At 66.9% G+C, this 17,812-nt stretch carries 18 protein-coding genes; 17 read left to right on the forward strand and 1 reads right to left on the reverse strand.

Features of this window, described 5'->3' with window-relative positions:
- The first annotated feature begins 65 nt into the window (after window positions 1-65).
- The 6 genes from ABUE31_RS09965 (at window position 66) to pheT (ending at window position 5,862) form a co-directional block, all read left to right on the forward strand.
- Window positions 66-1,061 carry a lysylphosphatidylglycerol synthase domain-containing protein gene (locus ABUE31_RS09965; protein ID WP_367723382.1) on the forward strand — a complete coding sequence of 332 codons (996 nt, stop codon included), beginning with the start codon at window positions 66-68 and terminating at the stop codon, window positions 1,059-1,061.
- Window positions 1,062-1,210: 149 nt separating this feature from the next.
- Window positions 1,211-1,420 carry a 50S ribosomal protein L35 gene (gene rpmI / locus ABUE31_RS09970; protein ID WP_121582699.1) on the forward strand — a complete coding sequence of 70 codons (210 nt, stop codon included), beginning with the start codon at window positions 1,211-1,213 and terminating at the stop codon, window positions 1,418-1,420.
- A gap of 32 nt (window positions 1,421-1,452) precedes the next feature.
- A complete protein-coding gene (gene rplT, locus ABUE31_RS09975; RefSeq protein WP_367723383.1) occupies window positions 1,453-1,854 on the forward strand; it encodes a 50S ribosomal protein L20 in 402 nt (133 codons plus the stop codon).
- Between the two features lie 103 nt (window positions 1,855-1,957).
- On the forward strand, window positions 1,958-3,043 hold the full coding sequence (gene pheS / locus ABUE31_RS09980; protein WP_367723384.1) for a phenylalanine--tRNA ligase subunit alpha: 1,086 nt from the start codon (window positions 1,958-1,960) through the stop codon (window positions 3,041-3,043).
- Window positions 3,040-3,453 (forward strand): GFA family protein, encoded by a 414-nt coding sequence (locus ABUE31_RS09985; RefSeq protein ID WP_367723385.1) that lies wholly within the window; start codon window positions 3,040-3,042, stop codon window positions 3,451-3,453. Before pheS ends, ABUE31_RS09985 begins: the two co-directional genes overlap by 4 nt.
- A gap of 3 nt (window positions 3,454-3,456) precedes the next feature.
- Entirely contained in the window at window positions 3,457-5,862 is a 2,406-nt protein-coding gene (gene pheT / locus ABUE31_RS09990; protein WP_367723386.1) for a phenylalanine--tRNA ligase subunit beta, read from the forward strand.
- Window positions 5,863-5,869: 7 nt separating this feature from the next.
- Here the strand turns inward: pheT and ABUE31_RS09995 are convergent, their stop codons facing one another.
- Window positions 5,870-6,865 (reverse strand): aldo/keto reductase, encoded by a 996-nt coding sequence (locus ABUE31_RS09995; protein ID WP_367723387.1) that lies wholly within the window; start codon window positions 6,863-6,865, stop codon window positions 5,870-5,872.
- 137 nt (window positions 6,866-7,002) lie between these two features.
- Between ABUE31_RS09995 and ABUE31_RS10000 the strand changes: the two genes are divergently transcribed.
- The 11 genes from ABUE31_RS10000 to ABUE31_RS10050 all read left to right on the forward strand — a co-directional run bounded on the left by ABUE31_RS10000 (window position 7,003) and on the right by ABUE31_RS10050 (window position 17,673).
- Window positions 7,003-7,989, forward strand: coding sequence for a Gfo/Idh/MocA family protein (locus tag ABUE31_RS10000; protein ID WP_367723388.1), 987 nt, complete (start codon window positions 7,003-7,005; stop codon window positions 7,987-7,989).
- 99 nt (window positions 7,990-8,088) lie between these two features.
- Window positions 8,089-8,580 (forward strand): MarR family winged helix-turn-helix transcriptional regulator, encoded by a 492-nt coding sequence (locus ABUE31_RS10005; RefSeq protein WP_367723390.1) that lies wholly within the window; start codon window positions 8,089-8,091, stop codon window positions 8,578-8,580.
- On the forward strand, window positions 8,577-9,257 hold the full coding sequence (locus tag ABUE31_RS10010; protein WP_367723391.1) for a GNAT family N-acetyltransferase: 681 nt from the start codon (window positions 8,577-8,579) through the stop codon (window positions 9,255-9,257). The genes ABUE31_RS10005 and ABUE31_RS10010 overlap by 4 nt, the downstream gene beginning before the upstream one ends.
- A 169-nt stretch (window positions 9,258-9,426) precedes the next feature.
- A complete protein-coding gene (locus ABUE31_RS10015; protein ID WP_367723392.1) occupies window positions 9,427-10,380 on the forward strand; it encodes a lysylphosphatidylglycerol synthase transmembrane domain-containing protein in 954 nt (317 codons plus the stop codon).
- Window positions 10,381-10,538: 158 nt separating this feature from the next.
- Window positions 10,539-12,455: a molecular chaperone DnaK gene (dnaK, locus tag ABUE31_RS10020; RefSeq protein WP_367723393.1), complete on the forward strand. Its 1,917-nt coding sequence runs from the start codon at window positions 10,539-10,541 to the stop codon at window positions 12,453-12,455.
- Window positions 12,456-12,723: 268 nt separating this feature from the next.
- A complete protein-coding gene (gene dnaJ, locus ABUE31_RS10025) occupies window positions 12,724-13,854 on the forward strand; it encodes a molecular chaperone DnaJ (RefSeq protein WP_367723616.1) in 1,131 nt (376 codons plus the stop codon).
- Between the two features lie 115 nt (window positions 13,855-13,969).
- Window positions 13,970-14,572 carry a phospholipid N-methyltransferase PmtA gene (gene pmtA, locus ABUE31_RS10030; RefSeq protein ID WP_367723394.1) on the forward strand — a complete coding sequence of 201 codons (603 nt, stop codon included), beginning with the start codon at window positions 13,970-13,972 and terminating at the stop codon, window positions 14,570-14,572.
- 69 nt (window positions 14,573-14,641) lie between these two features.
- Window positions 14,642-15,232 (forward strand): NADPH-dependent FMN reductase, encoded by a 591-nt coding sequence (locus tag ABUE31_RS10035; protein WP_367723395.1) that lies wholly within the window; start codon window positions 14,642-14,644, stop codon window positions 15,230-15,232.
- 21 nt (window positions 15,233-15,253) lie between these two features.
- Window positions 15,254-15,937, forward strand: a complete 684-nt coding sequence (pyrF, locus tag ABUE31_RS10040) for an orotidine-5'-phosphate decarboxylase (protein WP_367723396.1) — start codon at window positions 15,254-15,256, stop codon at window positions 15,935-15,937.
- Between the two features lie 20 nt (window positions 15,938-15,957).
- Window positions 15,958-16,251, forward strand: a complete 294-nt coding sequence (locus tag ABUE31_RS10045; RefSeq protein ID WP_367723397.1) for a DUF1330 domain-containing protein — start codon at window positions 15,958-15,960, stop codon at window positions 16,249-16,251.
- Between the two features lie 150 nt (window positions 16,252-16,401).
- Window positions 16,402-17,673: a polyhydroxyalkanoate depolymerase gene (locus ABUE31_RS10050; RefSeq protein WP_367723398.1), complete on the forward strand. Its 1,272-nt coding sequence runs from the start codon at window positions 16,402-16,404 to the stop codon at window positions 17,671-17,673.
- Window positions 17,674-17,812: the final 139 nt, after the last annotated feature.

Here is a 17,812-nt window from a genome sequence, read left to right on the forward strand (position 1 = left end):
ACGGGCCCTGCTCCCAGACGCCCTGTTACATGAGCCGATCCTTCTAGACAATTCCGGACATCATGATGGCCAAGGACACCGAGATGCTGAGCTGGGCGGCCAGAAACCGGACAACCCTGCTGGCCTCGGTGATGGTGCTGGCCTACACCGCTTTCGTGCAATGGGCCTGGGGGTGGTCGTCGATCCTGGCGGCCTGGCGCGACATCGGCGCGCCGCGGTTGTTCGCGGCGCTCGCGCTGCTGGTCGCGACCTATCTGGTGCGCGCGCACCGCATCGCCGACTATTTCCAGAAGCGCACGGCGGGCCGCTTCCTTCGCTTGTTCCGCGTCACGCAGGTCCACAACATCCTCAACATCATGCTGCCGTTCAGGACCGGCGAGACCAGCTTTCCGCTGCTGATGCGCTCGGAATTCGGCGTCCCGCTCGCGCATGGCGCGTCGGCGCTGCTCGTGCTCCGGCTGCTCGACCTGCATGCGCTGGCCGCTGCTGCCGGGATCGGTCTCGTCGCCGATGCCGGGTTCACCCTTCCGGCCGTGCTTCTGTGGGCGCTGTTCCTGATCCTGCCGCTGGCCGCGTTCCCGTTCCGCGCGGCGGCGCTGAACGCCGCCCGGCAAGGCCTGCCCGCGCGGGCGCGGAAATATGTCGACGAGATCGAGGACGGCATCCCGCGCGACCTCGCCCGTTTCCTGCGCGCCTGGCTGCTCACCGTGCTCAATTGGGGCGTCAAGGTCATGGCACTGGCCTGGATCCTCGGCCTGATGGGCGTCGGACCGTTGGCCGCCTGCTTCGGCGGCGCGCTCGGCGGCGAACTCTCGTCGGTCCTGCCGCTGCACGCACCCGGTGGCGTCGGCACCTATCCGGCCGGCATCGTCGCCGGCGCGGTCGCCTTCGGCGCCGAGAAGGACGCCGCGTCGATGTCGGCGCTCGCCAAGGCGGGCATCAACGCGCATCTGGTCACCGTGCTGTCGGCGCTCATCGGCACCGGACTTTCGCTGGCGCTGCCTGTGCTTGCGGCCGCCGTCGGGCGCGGCGAGGGCAGGGGCGGCGCATCGCGCGAGTGACCGCACGGTTGCGCTTTTGCCCCACCGCTGCTATGAGCCCGCGTCCATAACCGTCCGGCAGGGCATGCCGTGGCGGTTTTCATGCTTCCGGGCTTTGGTCGGTCCGGGAACAACAACAGGGGCGGACAAGCCCCGCAAGGAGTAGCAAAATGCCCAAGATGAAGACCAAATCGGCCGCCAAGAAGCGGTTCAAGATCACAGGCACGGGCAAAGTCCTGTCGGCTGCGGCCGGCAAGCGCCACGGCATGATCAAGCGTTCCAACAAGTTCATTCGCGACGCGCGCGGGACCATGGTCCTCGCCAAGCCCGACGGCGAGAAGGTCATCAAGAACTTCCTGCCCAACGGCGGCGGCATCTGAGCCGGCTGGACGCAATTTAAGGAGATCATGACATGGCACGCGTAAAGAGAGGCGTTACCGCCCACGCCAAGCACAAGAAGGTCCTGAAAGCCGCCAAGGGTTTCTACGGCCGCCGCAAGAACACGATCCGCACGGCCAAGGCCGCGGTCGACAAGTCGCTGCAGTATGCCTATCGCGACCGCAAGGCTCGCAAGCGCAACTTCCGCGCGCTCTGGGTCCAGCGCATCAACGCCGCGACCCGCGAGCACGGCCTGACCTATGGCCGCTTCATCGACGGCCTGAACAAGGCCGGCATCGAGATCGACCGCAAGGTCCTGTCGGACCTGGCGATCCACGAGCCGCAGGCGTTCGCAGCGCTGGTCGGCAAGGCCAAGGTCGCGCTGGAATACCTGAAGAATACCACCCCGAATGCTTTTGAAAGCGCTGTAGCCTAGCCAGCGCCTTCCCAAGCACGAGGAATTCTGATTTGGGAAACCCGCGCTGGCTGGGCCGGCGCGGGTTTTTCTTTGAGCGAGCTTCCCCTGGCGGGTCCGGAACATGAGCGAAATGGAAACTCTAGAAAATTCACTGATGGCCGAGATCGCCGCCGCTTCCGACGAAGCGGCAATCGAGGCGGTGCGTGTCTCCGCGCTCGGCAAGAAGGGCTCGGTCTCCGAACTGCTGAAGACGCTCGGCTCGATGACGCCGGAGGAGCGCCAGACCCGGGGCCCCGCCATCAACGGTCTGAAGAACCGTGTCACCGAGGCGCTCGGCGCGCGCAAGGCGGAACTCAAGGACGCCGCGATCATCCGCCGGCTGGCCGCCGAAACGGTGGACGTGACGCTGCCGGTCCGGCCGTCGCCGGCCGAGCGCGGCCGCATCCACCCGATCAGCCAGGTGATCGACGAGATCGCCGCGATATTCGGCGACCTCGGCTTCGCCATCGCCGAAGGGCCGGACATCGAGACCGACTACTACAACTTCACCGCGCTGAATTTCCCGGAGGGACACCCGGCGCGCGAAATGCACGACACGTTCTTCCTGAACGGCGTCGAGGGCAACGCGCCCAGGCTCCTGCGCACCCACACGTCGCCGGTGCAGATCCGCACGATGGAGGCGCAGAAGCCGCCGATCCGCATCGTCATCCCCGGCAAGACCTACCGCATGGATTCCGACGCCACCCACACGCCGATGTTCCACCAGCTCGAGGGGCTGGTGATCGACAAGACGGCCAACGTCGCCAACATGCGCTGGGTGCTTGAGGAATTCTGCAAGGCGTTCTTCGAGGTGCCGCAGCTCAAGATGCGGTTCCGGCCGAGCTACTTCCCGTTCACCGAGCCGTCGCTCGAGGTCGACATCCAGTGCGACCGCTCGCGGCCGGGCGAGGTGCGCTTCGGCGAGGGCGACGACTGGATGGAGATCCTCGGCTGCGGCATGGTGCACCCGAACGTGCTGCGCCATGGCGGGCTGGACCCCGACGAGTACCAGGGCTTTGCTTGGGGCATGGGCATCGACCGCATCGCCATGCTGAAATATGGCATGCCGGACCTGCGCGCCTTCTTCGACGCCGACGTGCGCTGGCTCGAGCACTACGGCTTCCGCCCGCTCGACATGCCGACGCTGTTCGGAGGGCTGAGTTCGTGACCGAGCACACCGGCGGCTGCCGCTGCGGCGCGGTGCGCTTCTCGGCCTCGGCCGAACCGACGCATGTCAGCTACTGCCACTGCGCCGACTGCCGATCGGCGACCGGCGCGCCGGTTTCGGCCTTCGTCGGATTTGCCGCCGACCAGGTGGCGATCGAGGGCGAGGCGCTGCGCAGCTTCGACAACGGCGCAGTGACGCGCAGCTTCTGCGGCGCCTGCGGTTCGCCGATCGCCTATGCCGACGAGCGCATCGGCGGGACGCTCTATTTCATGCTCGGCGCGATGGACGCGCCCGGGACATACAAGCCGACGCTGCACGCCTATGTGCGCGAGCAGCTGCCCTACCTGCACATGCCGGACGGGCTGCCGCGCCATGTCGGGTCCAGCGTGTCGAGATCGCAAGAGACATAGACCATGAAACTCACACTCTCCTGGCTCAAGGACCACCTCGAGACCGACGCCACCCTGGACGAGATCGTCGAGGGCCTGACGTCGATCGGCCTCGAGGTCGAGGCGGTCGACGACAAGGCGGGGCTGAAGCCCTTCGTCATCGCGAAAGTGCTGACGGCGGTGCAGCATCCCGACGCCGACCGGCTGCGCGTGCTGACCGTGGACGCCGGCGACGGCAAGCCGATCCAGGTGGTGTGCGGCGCGCCGAACGCGCGCGCCGGCCTTGTCGGCGCCTTCGCCGCGCCGGGGACCTACGTGCCCGGCATCGACGTGACGCTGTCGGTCGGCAAGATCCGCGGCGTCGAGAGCCACGGCATGATGTGCTCGGAGCGCGAGCTCGAACTCTCCGACGAGCATGACGGCATCATCGACCTGCCTGACGACGCGCCTGTCGGCACCAGCTTCGCCGCCTGGGCCAAGCTCGACGATCCGGTGATCGAGATCGGGCTGACGCCGAACCGCCCGGACGCCACCGGCGTGCATGGCATCGCGCGCGACCTCGCGGCGGCCGGGCTGGGTACGCTGAAGGACGGTTCGGTCGCGCCGGTCGCGGGCAGCGGCGCCTGCCCGGTCAAGGTGACGATCGAGGCGCCCGAGCTATGCCCCGGCTTCGCGCTGCGGCTGGTGCGCGGTGTCAAGAACGGCCCGTCGCCGAAATGGCTGCAGCAGCGGCTGATCGCGATCGGGCTGCGCCCCATCAACGCGCTGGTCGACATCACCAACTACATCACCTTCGACCGCGGACGCCCGCTGCACGTGTTCGACGCGGGCAAGGTCAAGGGCGACCTCGTCGTGCGCCGCGCCAGGGAAGGCGAGACGGTGCTGGCGCTCGACGGCCGCGAATACACGCTGTCACAGGAGATGTGCGTGATCGCCGACGGCAACGGCGTGGAATCGATCGCCGGCGTGATGGGCGGCGAGCATTCGGGCTGCGACGAGAACACCACCGACGTGCTGATCGAGTCGGCGCTGTGGGCGCCGCTAAATGTCGCCCGCACCGGGCGCGAACTCGGCATCATCACCGACGCGCGCTACCGCTTCGAGCGCGGCGTCGATCCCGAGTTCATGGCGCCCGGCGTCGAACTGGCGACCAGGATGGTGCTCGACCTCTGCGGCGGCCAGCCGAGCGAGACCGAGGTGGTCGGCTATGCCGGCCATACGCCGAAGGCGATCGCCTTCCCGCTGACGGAGGTCCGGCGGCTGACCGGCATCGACGTGCCGAAGGCCGAGAGCCTGGACATCCTGAAGCGCCTCGGCTTCGCGCCCGCGGGCGACGGCGACGTTGTCGACGTCGCGGTGCCGTCCTGGCGGCCCGACATCGACGGCAAGGCCGACTTGGTCGAAGAGATCATGCGCATCCACGGCGTCGACAAGATCGCGCCGCAGCCGCTCGGCAGCCATGACGCGGTCAACGGCAAGATCCTGACGACGCTGCAGGTGCGCACCCGCGCCGCCAAGCGCGCGCTCGCCGTGCGCGACATGATGGAGGCGGTGACGTGGTCGTTCATCCCGGCAAGACATGCCGAGCTGTTCGGCGGCGGGCAGCCGGCGCTGAAGCTCGCAAACCCGATCGCCGCTGACATGTCGGACATGCGGCCCTCGCTGCTGCCCGGCCTGATCGCCGCCGCCCAGCGCAACGCCGACCGCGGTCTTTCCGACGTCGCGCTGTTCGAGGTTTCGGGGACCTATGAAGGCGACCAGCCGGAGAACCAGCGGCGCGTCGCCGCCGGCGTGCGGCGCGGCACCGCGACCCTCGGCGGGGCGGGCCGGCACTGGTCGGGCAATGCCGCCGCCGTCGGCGTGTTCGACGCCAAGGCCGACGCAATCGCCGCGCTCGAAGCCTGCGGCGCGCCGGTCGACCGTCTGCAGGTCGAGGCGGTCGGCCCGTCCTGGTATCATCCGGGACGCTCGGGCGTGATCAAGCTCGGCCCGAAGACCGTGCTCGGGACCTTCGGCGAGTTCCATCCCAAGACGCTGGAAGCGCTCGACGTGTCCGGCCCGCTCGCCGGCTTCGAGGTGTTCATAGACGCCGTGCCGGAGCCGAAGGCCAAGCCGACCCGCACCAAGCCGCGGCTCGACCTCTCGGCCTTCCAGCGGGTGACGCGCGACTTCGCCTTCGTGGTCGACCGGACGGTCGAGGCGGGCGCGCTGACCAAAGCCGCGCTGGCCGCCGACAGGAAGCTGATCGCCGCCGTCTCTGTGTTCGACGTGTTCGAGGGCGCCGCGATCGGTCCCGACAAGAAGTCGATCGCCATCGAGGTGTCGATCCAGCCGGTCGAGAAGACGCTCACCGACGAGGATTTCGAGGCGCTCGCCGGCAGGATCGTCGAGAATGTCCGCAAGCAGACGGGCGGGGTCCTGCGCGGCTGAGCGCCGCCTACCCGTTCGTCTGCGCCATCGCGGCTTCCCCGTAGCGCTGGCCGGAGACCTGGTCCGGCGTGACGAGGGCGCCGATCTCGATGACCTCGGCGGCGCTGAGCTCGATGCCGGCGGTTTCCACATTGGCCTCGAGGTTGGCGATCTTGCGCGAGCCTGGGATCGGCACGATGAAATCGCCCTTTGCGAGCACCCAGGCGAGCGCCAGTTGCGCGGCCGTCCTGCCCTTTGCCGCGGCCAGTTCCTCAAGCCTGGCGACGACGGCGAGATTGCGCTTGATGTTGTCCTCGTCGAAGCGCGGCAGGCCGCGCCTGAAATCGTCCTTGCCGAGTTGGTCGGCCGAACGGATCGCGCCGGCCAGGAAGCCGCGGCCGAGCGGGCTGAACGGGACGAAGCCGATGCCGAGTTCGCGGCAGGCGTCGAGCACCCCGTTCTCGGGGTCGCGCGTCCACAGCGAATATTCGCTCTGCACGGCGGCGATCGGATGCACGGCATGGGCGCGGCGGATGGTGGCGACGCCGGCTTCCGAGAGGCCGAGCGCGCGCACCTTGCCCTCGCGCACGCGCTCGGCCATCGCGCCGACCGTGTCTTCGATGGGCACGTCGGGATCGACGCGGTGCTGGTAGTAGAGGTCGATGACGTCGATCCCCATCCGCCTGAGCGAAGCCTCGGCGACGGCCCTGACATGCTCGGGCCGGCTGTTCAGGCCGGGCTGCTGCTTCGGCCCGTCGATGGTCTCGGCGATATTGAAGCCGAATTTGGTGGCGATCTTCACCTTGTCGCGCAGCGGCCCCAGCGCCTTGCCGACGAGCACCTCGTTGGTGAACGGCCCGTAGACCTCGGCGGTGTCGAACAGGGTGACGCCAAGGTCGACGGCCCGGTGCAGGGTGCGGATGGCGTCCGCCTCCGCCTGCCCGCCATAGCCGTGGCTCATGCCCATGCAGCCGAGGCCGACGGGAAAGACATCGAGATGCGCGCCGAGCTTCCTGGATTTCATCGCGGGTCTCCTTCGCCTCCTATCTAGGACGCCGAAGCGCGGCCGAACAGATGCGGCGCCCGGCGCAACTTGGCAGGGCGCGCATTTTCGGGCAAAGCTCACGACTTGCCTTGAGAAACGCGCGAGGAGGAGAGCACATGTTTCGCTGGGGAATTCTGTCGACGGCCAAGATCGCGCGCGAGCAACTCATCCCCGCGATCGTCGATGCCGACAACGGCGTGCTGTCGGCGATCGCCAGCCGCGACCTGAAGAAGGCAAAGGCGCTGGCGCAGCGCTTCGGCGCAACGCATGCCTTCGGCTCCTACGAGGAGATGCTCGCCTCGGACAAGATCGACGGCGTCTATATCCCGCTTCCGACCTCGCAGCATGTCGAGTGGGCGCAGAAGGCCGCCGAGGCCGGCAAGCATGTGCTGGTGGAAAAGCCGCTGGCGCTTGACGCCAAGGACATCGGCAAGCTGATCCGGCTGCGCGACCGGAAGAAGGTGCTGATCTGCGAAGCCTTCATGGTCACCTACCACCCACAGTGGATCAAGGTGCGCGACCTCGTCGCTTCCGGCGCAATCGGCACCCTCAAGCATGTCCAGGGCGCGTTCAGCTACTACAATCTCGATCCCAAGAACATGCGCAACATCCTGGCGCTGGGTGGCGGCGCGCTGCCCGACATCGGCGTCTATCCGACGGTCTCGACGCGCTTCGTCACCGGCAAGGAACCGAAGCGCGTGCAGGCGACGATCGAGCGCGACAAGAAGTTCAAGACGGACACCTATTCGTCGGTACGCGCCGACTTCGGAGACTTCGAGCTGTCGTTCTATCTGTCGACGCAGCTCGCTGCCCGCCAGCTCATGGTGTTCCACGGCGACAAGGGCTTCATCGAGGTGCATGGACCGTTCAACGCGGGGCTCTACGACCACCATCGCGTTTCCCTGCACAACCAGGATCACACCGAAGAGACGCTGTTCCGCTTCCCCGGCGCCTCGCAGTATCGGCTGCAGGTCGAGGCTTTCGCGCGGGCCGCGAAAGGATCCAAGGACCCGGTCTTCACGCTGGAAAACTCCGTCAAGAACCAGAAGGTTATCGACGCGATCTTCCGGGCCGGCGCGAGCGGCGGCTGGGAGAAGGTCTGACCCCACCTCCCCTGGAGCGCCCTGCCGGCTGCCACGCCGGCATCGGCTTGACAATAAATATAACACGTTATATAAGTGGTAATCTAAAGTGAGGTTGCCATGGTCGAGGATGTGGTCCGCTCATACGGCTACCTGACGCTCGGGACGCGCATGAAGCGCATTGGCGAGCGGCTCCAGGCCGATACCCAGAAAATCATCGAGGAATCGGGCGCGCCGGTCCAGGCCAGCCAGTATACCTTTCTCGCCGCTGTCGACCGCTCCGGCCCGCTGACCATCGGCGAGCTGTCCGAAGCGGTCGGCATCACCCAGCCCGGAGTCACCAGGACGGTAGCGCAGCTGGTCGCCGGCGGTCTCCTGCAAACCGCGCAGGTGTCCGGCGACCAGCGCCGGCGGATCGTCTCGCTGACGCCGCGGGGCGAACAGCTGGTGGCCACGGCGAAGGCGGAGATCTGGCCGCGCGTCAGGGGCGCCGTCGCCGATCTGTGCGCGGGCCTCGACGGTCCGCTGCTCGACCAGCTGGCGGCGATCGAGGACGGACTTGCAGCTGCGCCGCTCGACCGGCGCGCCGCCAAGCGGGAGGGCAAGCCATGAACCATGTTCTCGACCGGCCGGTCTGGAGCGCGCTGGCGTCCAGGCATGCGGCGCTTGCAACCGGCAGCGGACCGGCCAGGCGCTACCGTTCTCCCATCCATCCGTTTGCCGCCACTGTCGACGACAGTCGCGAAAGCCTCGCCGGGCTCGCCGGGCTCGCGTCGTCGGGCGAGACGCTGATCATCCTGCAGGCCGACGCCTTCGTTGCGCCGCCCGGCTTCGCGGTGTCGATGACGGCGGACGCGGTACAAATGGTCGCCACCCGCGACATGGCCGAGGTCGACGACCCCAGGATCGAGCAACTCGGCGAGGCCGACGCAGCGGAGATGCTGGAACTCGCCACGCTGACCAAGCCGGGACCCTTCACCTTGAAGGCGCAGGCCCTCGGCGGCTTCTGGGGCGTCAGGGAGGACGGCAGGCTGATCGCCATGGCCGGAGAGCGGCTGAAGATGGACGGGCTGACGGAAGTCAGCGGCGTCTGCACGCATCCGGATTTCCGGGGCCAGGGCCTCGGCCGCCTGCTGACGCTTTACGTCGCGGGGCGGGTCAGCGCGATGGGCGAAATCCCGTTCCTGCACACCTACGCCGCCAACGCGACGGCGATCGCGCTCTACGAAAAGATCGGCTTTGCGCTGCGCACGCGCATGAACGTGGCGGCGCTCGAGCGTCTGCCCTGACCCTGCCGTAAGCGCCGCCGGACGATCCGGGCGGCCGCCTACGTCGAATTGCCACCTCGACGTTCCCTTCCGATGCGGATTTGTTTAGTCACCTAGGCGACGATTCATGCCGGCGGCCCCGGCATGAGAACCGGACCGGCGCGCGCCGGTCCGCAAGCATCGGAGACGAATGACACTGAAGCGGTATTTCTGGCCGGTTGTCGGTACGCTGGCCATCGTGTTCTCGGTCTGGCTCCTCTATCGCGAACTGCGGGGGCTTTCGCTCGCCGACCTCGGCGACAGCTTCGCGGCGATCCCGGCGAGGGGATGGGTGCTCGCGGCCCTTTGCACGCTTGCCGCCTATGCCGCCCTGGCCGGCTACGACCGCATCGCGCTGATGCATCTCGGGCGCAAGGTCTCCTGGCTCTTCATCGCGGCATGCTCCTTCACCACCTATGCCATCGCCCACACGATCGGCGCATCGATCGTCTCGGGCGCCGTCATCCGCTACCGCGCCTATTCCTCGCGCGGGCTGACGCCGCAGGAGATCGGCGTGCTCGTCGCCTTCTGCTCGTTCACCTTCGTGCTCGGCGTCGTGCTGCTGACCGGGTTGGTGCTGATCGTCGAACCCGAGATCATCGAGCGCATCGACGAACTGCTGCCTGAAGGCCTGTCGACCGCCACCGGCTACCTGCTGCTTGCGCTGGTCGGCTTCTACGTGCTGGGCAGCTGGCTCGGGTTGAAGCCGCTCAAGATTGGCTCGGTCGTCCTGCACTATCCGCGCCTGCCGATCGTCGCGCGACAGCTGCTGATCGGCCCGGTCGAACTGCTGGCGGCTGCCGGCATCGTCTATTTCGCGCTGCCGGAGGCCGGAAATCCCGGCTACCTCGTCATCCTCGGCATCTTCCTGATTTCCTTCTCGGTCGCACTGATGTCCCATGCGCCGGGCGGGGTCGGCGTGCTGGAACTGGTGTTCATCATGGCGCTGCCGGAGATGGACCCCGCCGACGTTCTGGCGGCGTTGCTCGTGTTCCGGGGCTTCTACCTGATCATTCCCTTCCTGATCGGCGTCGGCATCCTGTTCGGCTTCGAGCGGTCGCAACTGGCGCAGCCGGACCTCGACGAGCGGGAAAACCATTCCTGATCCGGCTTGCGCAGCAAAATGCCTGTTCTTATATACGCGGCAACCGCGCGGGCGGGCAAAATCGCCCTGCATCCCGGCGCGGAATTTCCAGTGAACAGGGGCCGTCGCGGAACGCCTCATAGGGTCCTGACGGCCTGCTTGAAGGAGAGACTAGAAAAATGGCTAAAGTAATCGGCATCGACCTCGGAACCACCAATTCCTGCGTCGCCGTCATGGACGGCAAGGACGCCAAGGTGATCGAGAATGCGGAAGGCGCGCGCACCACGCCCTCCATCGTCGCCTTCACCGGCGACGGCGAGCGCCTCGTCGGCCAGCCGGCCAAGCGCCAGGCGGTCACCAATCCCGAAAACACCATCTTCGCCGTCAAGCGCCTGATCGGCCGCCGCTACGACGATCCGGTCACCGAGAAGGACAAGAAGCTGGTCCCCTACCACATCGTGAAGGGCGACAACGGCGATGCCTGGGTCGAGGCCGGCGGCAAGAAGCAGTCGCCCAGCCAGATCTCGGCGATGATCCTGCAGAAGATGAAGGAAACGGCGGAGGCCTACCTCGGCGAGAAGGTCGAGAAGGCGGTCATCACCGTTCCGGCCTACTTCAACGACGCCCAGCGCCAGGCCACCAAGGACGCCGGCAAGATCGCCGGCCTGGAAGTGCTGCGCATCATCAACGAGCCGACCGCGGCCGCGCTCGCCTACGGCCTCGACAAGAAGGACGGCAAGACGATCGCCGTCTACGACCTCGGCGGCGGCACCTTCGACATCTCGGTGCTGGAGATCGGCGACGGCGTGTTCGAGGTGAAGTCGACCAACGGCGACACCTTCCTCGGCGGCGAGGACTTCGACATGCGCCTGGTCGAGTACCTGGCGGCCGAGTTCAAGAAGGAACAGGGCATCGACCTGAAGAACGACAAGCTGGCCCTGCAGCGCCTCAAGGAAGCTGCCGAAAAGGCCAAGATCGAGCTGTCGTCCTCGCAGCAGACCGAGATCAACCTGCCGTTCATCACGGCCGACCAGACCGGTCCGAAGCACCTGACGCTGAAGCTGACGCGCGCCAAGTTCGAGCAGCTGGTCGACGACCTCGTGCAGCGCACGATCGAGCCCTGCAAGGCGGCGCTGAAGGATGCCGGCCTGAAGTCGGGCGAGATCGACGAAGTGGTCCTGGTCGGCGGCATGACGCGCATGCCGAAGGTCCAGGAAGTCGTGAAGCAGTTCTTCGGCAAGGAGCCGCACAAGGGCGTCAACCCCGACGAGGTTGTTGCACTGGGCGCGGCGATCCAGGCCGGCGTTCTGCAGGGCGACGTCAAGGACGTCCTGCTGCTCGACGTGACCCCGCTGTCGCTGGGCATCGAGACGCTGGGCGGCGTGTTCACGCGCCTCATCGAGCGCAACACCACCATCCCGACCAAGAAGAGCCAGGTCTTCTCGACCGCCGAGGACAGCCAGTCCGCGGTGACGATCCGGGTCTTCCAGGGCGAGCGCGAGATGGCCGCCGACAACAAGGCGCTCGGCCAGTTCGACCTGGTCGGCATCCCGCCGGCGCCGCGCGGCGTGCCGCAGATCGAGGTCACCTTCGACATCGACGCCAACGGCATCGTCAACGTCTCGGCCAAGGACAAGGGCACCGGCAAGGAGCACCAGATCCGCATCCAGGCGTCGGGCGGCCTGTCGGACGCCGACATCGAGAAGATGGTGAAGGACGCCGAGGCCAATGCCGACGCGGACAAGAAGCGCCGGGCACTGGTCGAGGCGCGCAACCAGGCCGAGAGCCTCGTCCATTCGAGCGAGAAGTCGCTTAAGGACTATGGCGACAAGGTCTCCGAGGAAGACCGCACCGCGATCTCGGATGCGATCGCCGCGCTGAAGACGGCTGCCGAGGGCGAAGACGCCGACGCGATCAACGCGGCGACGCAGACGCTCGCGGAAGTGTCGATGAAACTCGGCCAGGCGATGTACGAAGCCTCGCAGAAGGAAGCGGCCGAAGCCGACGCCAAGGCCGACGCGGCCAAGGACGGCGACGTGGTCGACGCCGACTTCGAGGAGATCGACGAGGACGACGACAAGAAGAAGTCGGCCTGACCGACATCAGGACATGCAGGGGCCCGGCGTTCGCGCCGGGCCCTTTTTCGTAGGCCGGCAAGACCGGGCGGCCAAGCCCGGGCGATGCAGGAACGGACGCGCGGGTCCAAAATGTGCGGAGAACGCGCGGCAAACTCTGGCATTGCGGGTCGCGGCTTACTAAATCGGGTCACAGATGCTAGAGCGGGACGGCTCCGGTGGGGCTCATCGCGCGCCAGGCAAGGGGCTTCCCGGCGGTGACGGCGACAAGGACAAGAGCGCGGTAGCGATGAAGGCTGATTTCTACGAAACGCTGGGTGTGCAGAAGGGCGCCGACGAGAAGGCGCTGAAGGCGGCCTTCCGCAAGCTCGCCATGCAGTTCCACCCCGACCGCAATCCCGGCGACCACGCCTGCGAACACAAGTTCAAGGAAATCAACGAGGCCTACGAAACGCTGAAGGACCCGCAGAAGCGGGCGGCCTACGACCGTTTCGGGCACGCCGCCTTCGAGAACGGCGGCATGAACGGTGGCGGCCACGGCTTCGGGGCCGGCGGTTTCGCCGACATTTTCGAGGACATCTTCGGCGACATGATGGGCGGCGGCCGCCGCCGCTCGTCGGGCGGCCGCGAACGCGGCGCCGATCTCCGCTACAATATGGAGATCACGCTCGAGGAGGCCTACACCGGCAAGACAGCCCAGATCCACGTGCCGGCGTCGGTGGCGTGCACGGACTGTTCCGGCAGCGGCGCGAAGCCGGGCACCCAGCCGGTGACCTGCACCATGTGCCAGGGCCACGGCAAGGTGCGCGCGACCCAGGGCTTCTTCTCCATCGAGCGGACCTGCCCGACCTGCCACGGACGCGGCCAGACCATCAACGACCCCTGCACGAAATGTTCGGGCCAGGGGCGCGTCGTCGAGGAGCGCTCGCTGTCGGTGAACATCCCCGCCGGCATCGAGGACGGCACGCGCATCCGCCTCGCCAACGAGGGCGAGGCCGGCCTGCGCGGCGGGCCGCCCGGCGACCTCTACATCTTCCTGTCGGTCAAGCCGCACGAGTTCTTCCAGCGCGACGGCGCCGACCTCTACTGCAAGGTGCCGATCTCGATGACGCAGGCGGCGCTCGGCGGCGCTTTCGAGGTGGCCACGCTCGACGGAACGCAGACCCGCGTGAAGGTGCCGGAAGGCACGCAGAACGGCCGCCAGTTCCGGCTCAAGGGCAAGGGCATGCCGGTGCTGCGCCAGCCGCAGGTGGGCGACCTCTACATCCAGACGGCTGTCGAGACGCCGCAGAACCTGTCGAAGCGGCAGCGCGAACTGCTGCAGGAGTTCGAGACGTTGTCGTCCAAGGAGAACTCGCCGCAGTCGAGCGGCTTCTTCACGCGCATGAAGGACTTCTTCGAATCCTTCGGCGAGCAGTAGGCCAAAGCCGCCGCCTGATCGGAAAGCGACAAAAGTCGTTGAGAACGCGACGTCAGCGCTTGCGTTGGCGACGCGGGCTGCTATGTGTCCGCCAACCGAGTGATGGAGACCGTGGATGGCTGCTCCGGGACTGCGCAGGTTTGCCGAAAAATTCGACGACGAGCTCAAGTTCTTCAAGGGCTGGATCGACAAGCCGAAGGCCGTCGGCTCGATCATCCCCACCAGTTCGGTAACCGCGCGGCGGATGGCCTCGATCGTCGACACGGCGTCCGGGCTGCCGGTGCTGGAAGTCGGGCCGGGCACCGGCGTCATCACCAAGGCGATCCTGCGCCAGGGCGTCAAGCCGTCCGATCTCTACACCGTCGAGTACTCGCATGACTTCGTCATGCATCTCAGGCGCAACTATCCCGGCGTCAACGTGATCGAGGGCGACGGCTTCAACCTCGACGAGGCGCTCGGCGACATGCGCGACGCCCGGTTCGATTGCGTCGTTTCTGGCGTGCCGCTGCTCAACTTCCCGATCGCCCGCCGCGTCGCCTATCTGGACGGCCTGCTTAAGCGCATCCCCTGCGGCCGCCCCGTCGTGCAGATCACATACGGGCCGAAGTCGCCGGTGCCGCCCGGCTTCGGCGACTACACGGTCGAGCATTTCCATTTCATCTTGCGCAACATTCCGCCGACGCAGCTCTGGCTCTATCGCCGCGCCGCGCGCAACTGAACGGCGTCCTCGACTTGATTCGGGGGCGGCATCGCCTATAGCTGCCGTTGCATCGGGAGCTCAAAGACCTTGATTCCAAGGATACTCGTCTTCGCAGGCTCGCTGCGCACCGGCGCCTACAGCGCCAGAACCGCCGACGCGGCGATGAAGGAACTGGCCCTGCAGGGCGCCGACATCACCCGCATATCGCTCGGCGACTACGCCCTGCCGCTGATGGACCAGGACCTCGAGGCGGAAAAGGGCGTGCCGGAGAACGCGCTGAAGCTGGCGCGCCAGATCGCCGCGCATGATGGACTGATGATCGCCAGCCCGGAATACAACGCCTCGATCCCGCCGCTCCTGAAGAACGCGATCGACTGGACGAGCCGCGTCCGCCGCGACGGCGGCCGCCCGTTCAAGCCGTTCGAGGGCAAGGTGGCGGCGCTGTGCTCGTCGTCCGACGGGGCGTTCGCGGGCGTTCGCGGGCTCTATCACCTGCGCGCCGTGCTGATGGCCTGCCATGTCGAGGTGATCTCCCCGCAGTGTTCGGTCGCCCGCGCATCGGAGGCGTTCGACGAGGACGGCCAGTTCCGCGAAGAGCGCCTGCGCCACCAGATGACGACCGTGTGCCGGACGCTGATCGATCGCGCCGCCATGATGTCGACGCGCGTGGAACCGTAGCGGCGAGCGAAAGGAGTAGCGATGCAGGACAGATTGATCGTGGGGCTGGACGTGCCGACGCTGGGCGAGGCCGAGGCGGTCGTGCGCGACCTCGACGGCGTCATCTCGTTCTACAAGATCGGCTACCAGCTCGCCTTCGCCGGCGGCCTCGATTTCGCCCGCGACCTCGTATCGTCCGGCGCCCGGGTCTTCCTCGACATGAAGCTGCTCGACATCGACAACACGGTGGCGAAGGGCGTCGAGAACATCGCCAGGATGGGCGTGTCGATGCTGACGCTGCATGCCTATCCCAAGGCGATGCGCGCGGCGGTCGACGCGGCCAGGGGGTCTAGCCTCTGCCTGCTCGGCGTCACCGTGCTGACCTCGATGGACGAGGGCGACCTGATCGACGCCGGCTACGAATACGATCCGCACACGCTGGTCCTGCGCCGCGCCGAGCAGGCGCTTGCCGCCGGCATGGGCGGCGTCGTCTGTTCGGCCGACGAAGCCGCCGCCGTGCGCAGGATCGTCGGCCCGGAGATGGCCGTGGTGACGCCCGGCATCCGTCCGGCGGGCGCCGAGCGCGGCGACCAGAAGCGGGTGATGACGCCGGCCGACGCGATACGCTCCGGCGCCAGCCATCTCGTCGTGGCGCGCCCGATCGTCAAGGCGCCGGACCGGCGCGCGGCCGCCGAGGCCATACTGGCCGAGATGAAAGCGGCCTGAAGAGCCAAAGGGAGGAGAGCATGCCGAAAGGATACTGGATCGCCCATGTCGATGTCAGGGACGCCGAAGGCTACAAGGACTACGTGGCAGCCGCCGTGCCCGCCTTCGAGAAGCACGGCGCTCGCTTCCTGGCGCGTGGCGGGGCCTACGAGGCGACCGAGGGACGCGGCCGGGCGCGCAACGTCGTGATCGAGTTCCCGTCGCTGCAGGCGGCGCATGACTGTTATCACTCGCCCGAATACACGGCGGCCCGCGCAATCCGCCACAAGTTCGCGGATGCGGAAATGGTTCTCGTCGAGGGAATGGACGACTGAACTGTCTGAAATTGCAGAGTTTTCTGCGCGTGACCCGGTTTGGGCCAAGCGCTCACGCCGCGTTACGTATTGCATCGCAGCAGAACATCGCTAACTTCGTTGCCTAAGAATGGGCGGCAGCGGGCGTGACCCGTCGGAACGGGGTTTGATTTGTTCTACCAGCTCTACGAACTGAACCACGCGGCGGTGCAGCCATTCCGAGCCTATGCCGACGCCATGCGGCTGCTCTATTCGAACCCGCTCAACCCGGTGTCGCACACGCCGTTCGGGCGGACGGTCGCCGCTGCCGCCGAGCTTTTCGAACGCACCACGCGCCGCTACGGCAAGCCGGAATTCGGCCGGGAGAAGACCGTGGTCGACTGGAAGACGGTCGCCGTCAAGGAGCGGGTGGTCTGGTCGCGGTCGTTCTGCAACCTGATTCGTTTCGAGCGCGACCTGCCCGCCGGACGCCGGCCGGATCCCAAGCTGCTTATCGTCGCGCCGATGTCGGGCCACTATGCGACGCTGCTGCGCGGCACGGTCGAGGCGATGCTTCCGCATGCGGACGTCTACATCACCGATTGGGTCGACGCGCGCATGGTGCCGGTCGGCGAAGGCCGCTTCGACCTCGACGACTACATCGACTACATCATCGACATGTTCCACGAATTGGGGCCGGACACCCATGTGATGGCGGTCTGCCAGCCTTCCGTGCCGGTGCTTGCCGCCGTCGCCCTGATGGAGGCGCGGGGCGATCGTTCGGCCCCGTCGACCATGACGCTGATGGGCGGGCCGATCGACACGCGGCGCAACCCGACGGCGGTGAACCTGCTTGCCGAGGAAAAGGGCATGGCCTGGTTCCGCGACAACGTCATCATGCAGGTGCCGTGGCCCGAGCCGGGCTTCACCCGCGACGTCTATCCGGGCTTCCTGCAACTGTCCGGCTTCATGAGCATGAACCTCGACCGCCACATCACGGCGCACAAGGAGTTCTTCATGCACCTCGTGAAGAACGACGGCGACGGCGCGGACAAGCACCGCGACTTCTACGACGAGTATCTCGCGGTCATGGACCTGACGGCGGAATTCTACCTGCAGACGGTCGATACCGTTTTCATCCGCCACGCGCTGCCGAAGGGCGAGATGATGCATCGCCGCGCGGCGGTGGACCCGAAGGCGATCCGCAACACCGCGCTGCTGACCATCGAAGGCGAGAACGACGACATTTCGGGCCTGGGCCAGACCGAGGCGGCGCACGATCTCTGCGTCAACATCCCCGCCGACCGGCGCGTGCACTACGTGCAGCCGGCGGTCGGCCACTACGGCGTCTTCAACGGCTCCCGCTTCCGGGCGGAGATCGTGCCGCGGATCGTCGATTTCATCGCCAGCTACGGGCGCGCGCCGGCCGCCCGGCCGAAGGTCGGCAAGGCCGCCAAGGGCTGAAGACGCGCGTGTGTGGCCTCATTGTTGCATATTGGTCGCAATGCCGGGCGCGCCGGTAACCATCTCGGCAATCTGCCGGCCAATCGAATTGACAGTCCCGAACGATCGCCCTTAACCTTTCGTTAAGAAACGGAAAAAC

Source organism: Mesorhizobium marinum, from assembly GCF_040813675.1.
Lineage (GTDB): Bacteria > Pseudomonadota > Alphaproteobacteria > Rhizobiales > Rhizobiaceae > Mesorhizobium_K > Mesorhizobium_K marinum.

What these genes read in the sequence shown, in the direction of transcription:
- pheS (WP_367723384.1), top strand. Translation starts at nt 1,958, where the DNA reads ATGAGCGAAATGGAAACTCTAGAAAATTCACTGATGGCCGAGATCGCC.
- pheT (WP_367723386.1), top strand. Translation starts at nt 3,457, where the DNA reads ATGAAACTCACACTCTCCTGGCTCAAGGACCACCTCGAGACCGACGCC.
- pmtA (WP_367723394.1), top strand. Translation starts at nt 13,970, where the DNA reads ATGGCTGCTCCGGGACTGCGCAGGTTTGCCGAAAAATTCGACGACGAG.
- ABUE31_RS10000 (WP_367723388.1), top strand. Translation starts at nt 7,003, where the DNA reads ATGTTTCGCTGGGGAATTCTGTCGACGGCCAAGATCGCGCGCGAGCAA.
- ABUE31_RS09965 (WP_367723382.1), top strand. Translation starts at nt 66, where the DNA reads ATGGCCAAGGACACCGAGATGCTGAGCTGGGCGGCCAGAAACCGGACA.
- ABUE31_RS10045 (WP_367723397.1), top strand. Translation starts at nt 15,958, where the DNA reads ATGCCGAAAGGATACTGGATCGCCCATGTCGATGTCAGGGACGCCGAA.
- ABUE31_RS09995 (WP_367723387.1), bottom strand. Translation starts at nt 6,865, where the DNA reads ATGAAATCCAGGAAGCTCGGCGCGCATCTCGATGTCTTTCCCGTCGGC.
- pyrF (WP_367723396.1), top strand. Translation starts at nt 15,254, where the DNA reads ATGCAGGACAGATTGATCGTGGGGCTGGACGTGCCGACGCTGGGCGAG.
- dnaJ (WP_367723616.1), top strand. Translation starts at nt 12,724, where the DNA reads ATGAAGGCTGATTTCTACGAAACGCTGGGTGTGCAGAAGGGCGCCGAC.
- ABUE31_RS10010 (WP_367723391.1), top strand. Translation starts at nt 8,577, where the DNA reads ATGAACCATGTTCTCGACCGGCCGGTCTGGAGCGCGCTGGCGTCCAGG.
- rpmI (WP_121582699.1), top strand. Translation starts at nt 1,211, where the DNA reads ATGCCCAAGATGAAGACCAAATCGGCCGCCAAGAAGCGGTTCAAGATC.
- ABUE31_RS10015 (WP_367723392.1), top strand. Translation starts at nt 9,427, where the DNA reads ATGACACTGAAGCGGTATTTCTGGCCGGTTGTCGGTACGCTGGCCATC.
- rplT (WP_367723383.1), top strand. Translation starts at nt 1,453, where the DNA reads ATGGCACGCGTAAAGAGAGGCGTTACCGCCCACGCCAAGCACAAGAAG.
- dnaK (WP_367723393.1), top strand. Translation starts at nt 10,539, where the DNA reads ATGGCTAAAGTAATCGGCATCGACCTCGGAACCACCAATTCCTGCGTC.
- ABUE31_RS10005 (WP_367723390.1), top strand. Translation starts at nt 8,089, where the DNA reads ATGGTCGAGGATGTGGTCCGCTCATACGGCTACCTGACGCTCGGGACG.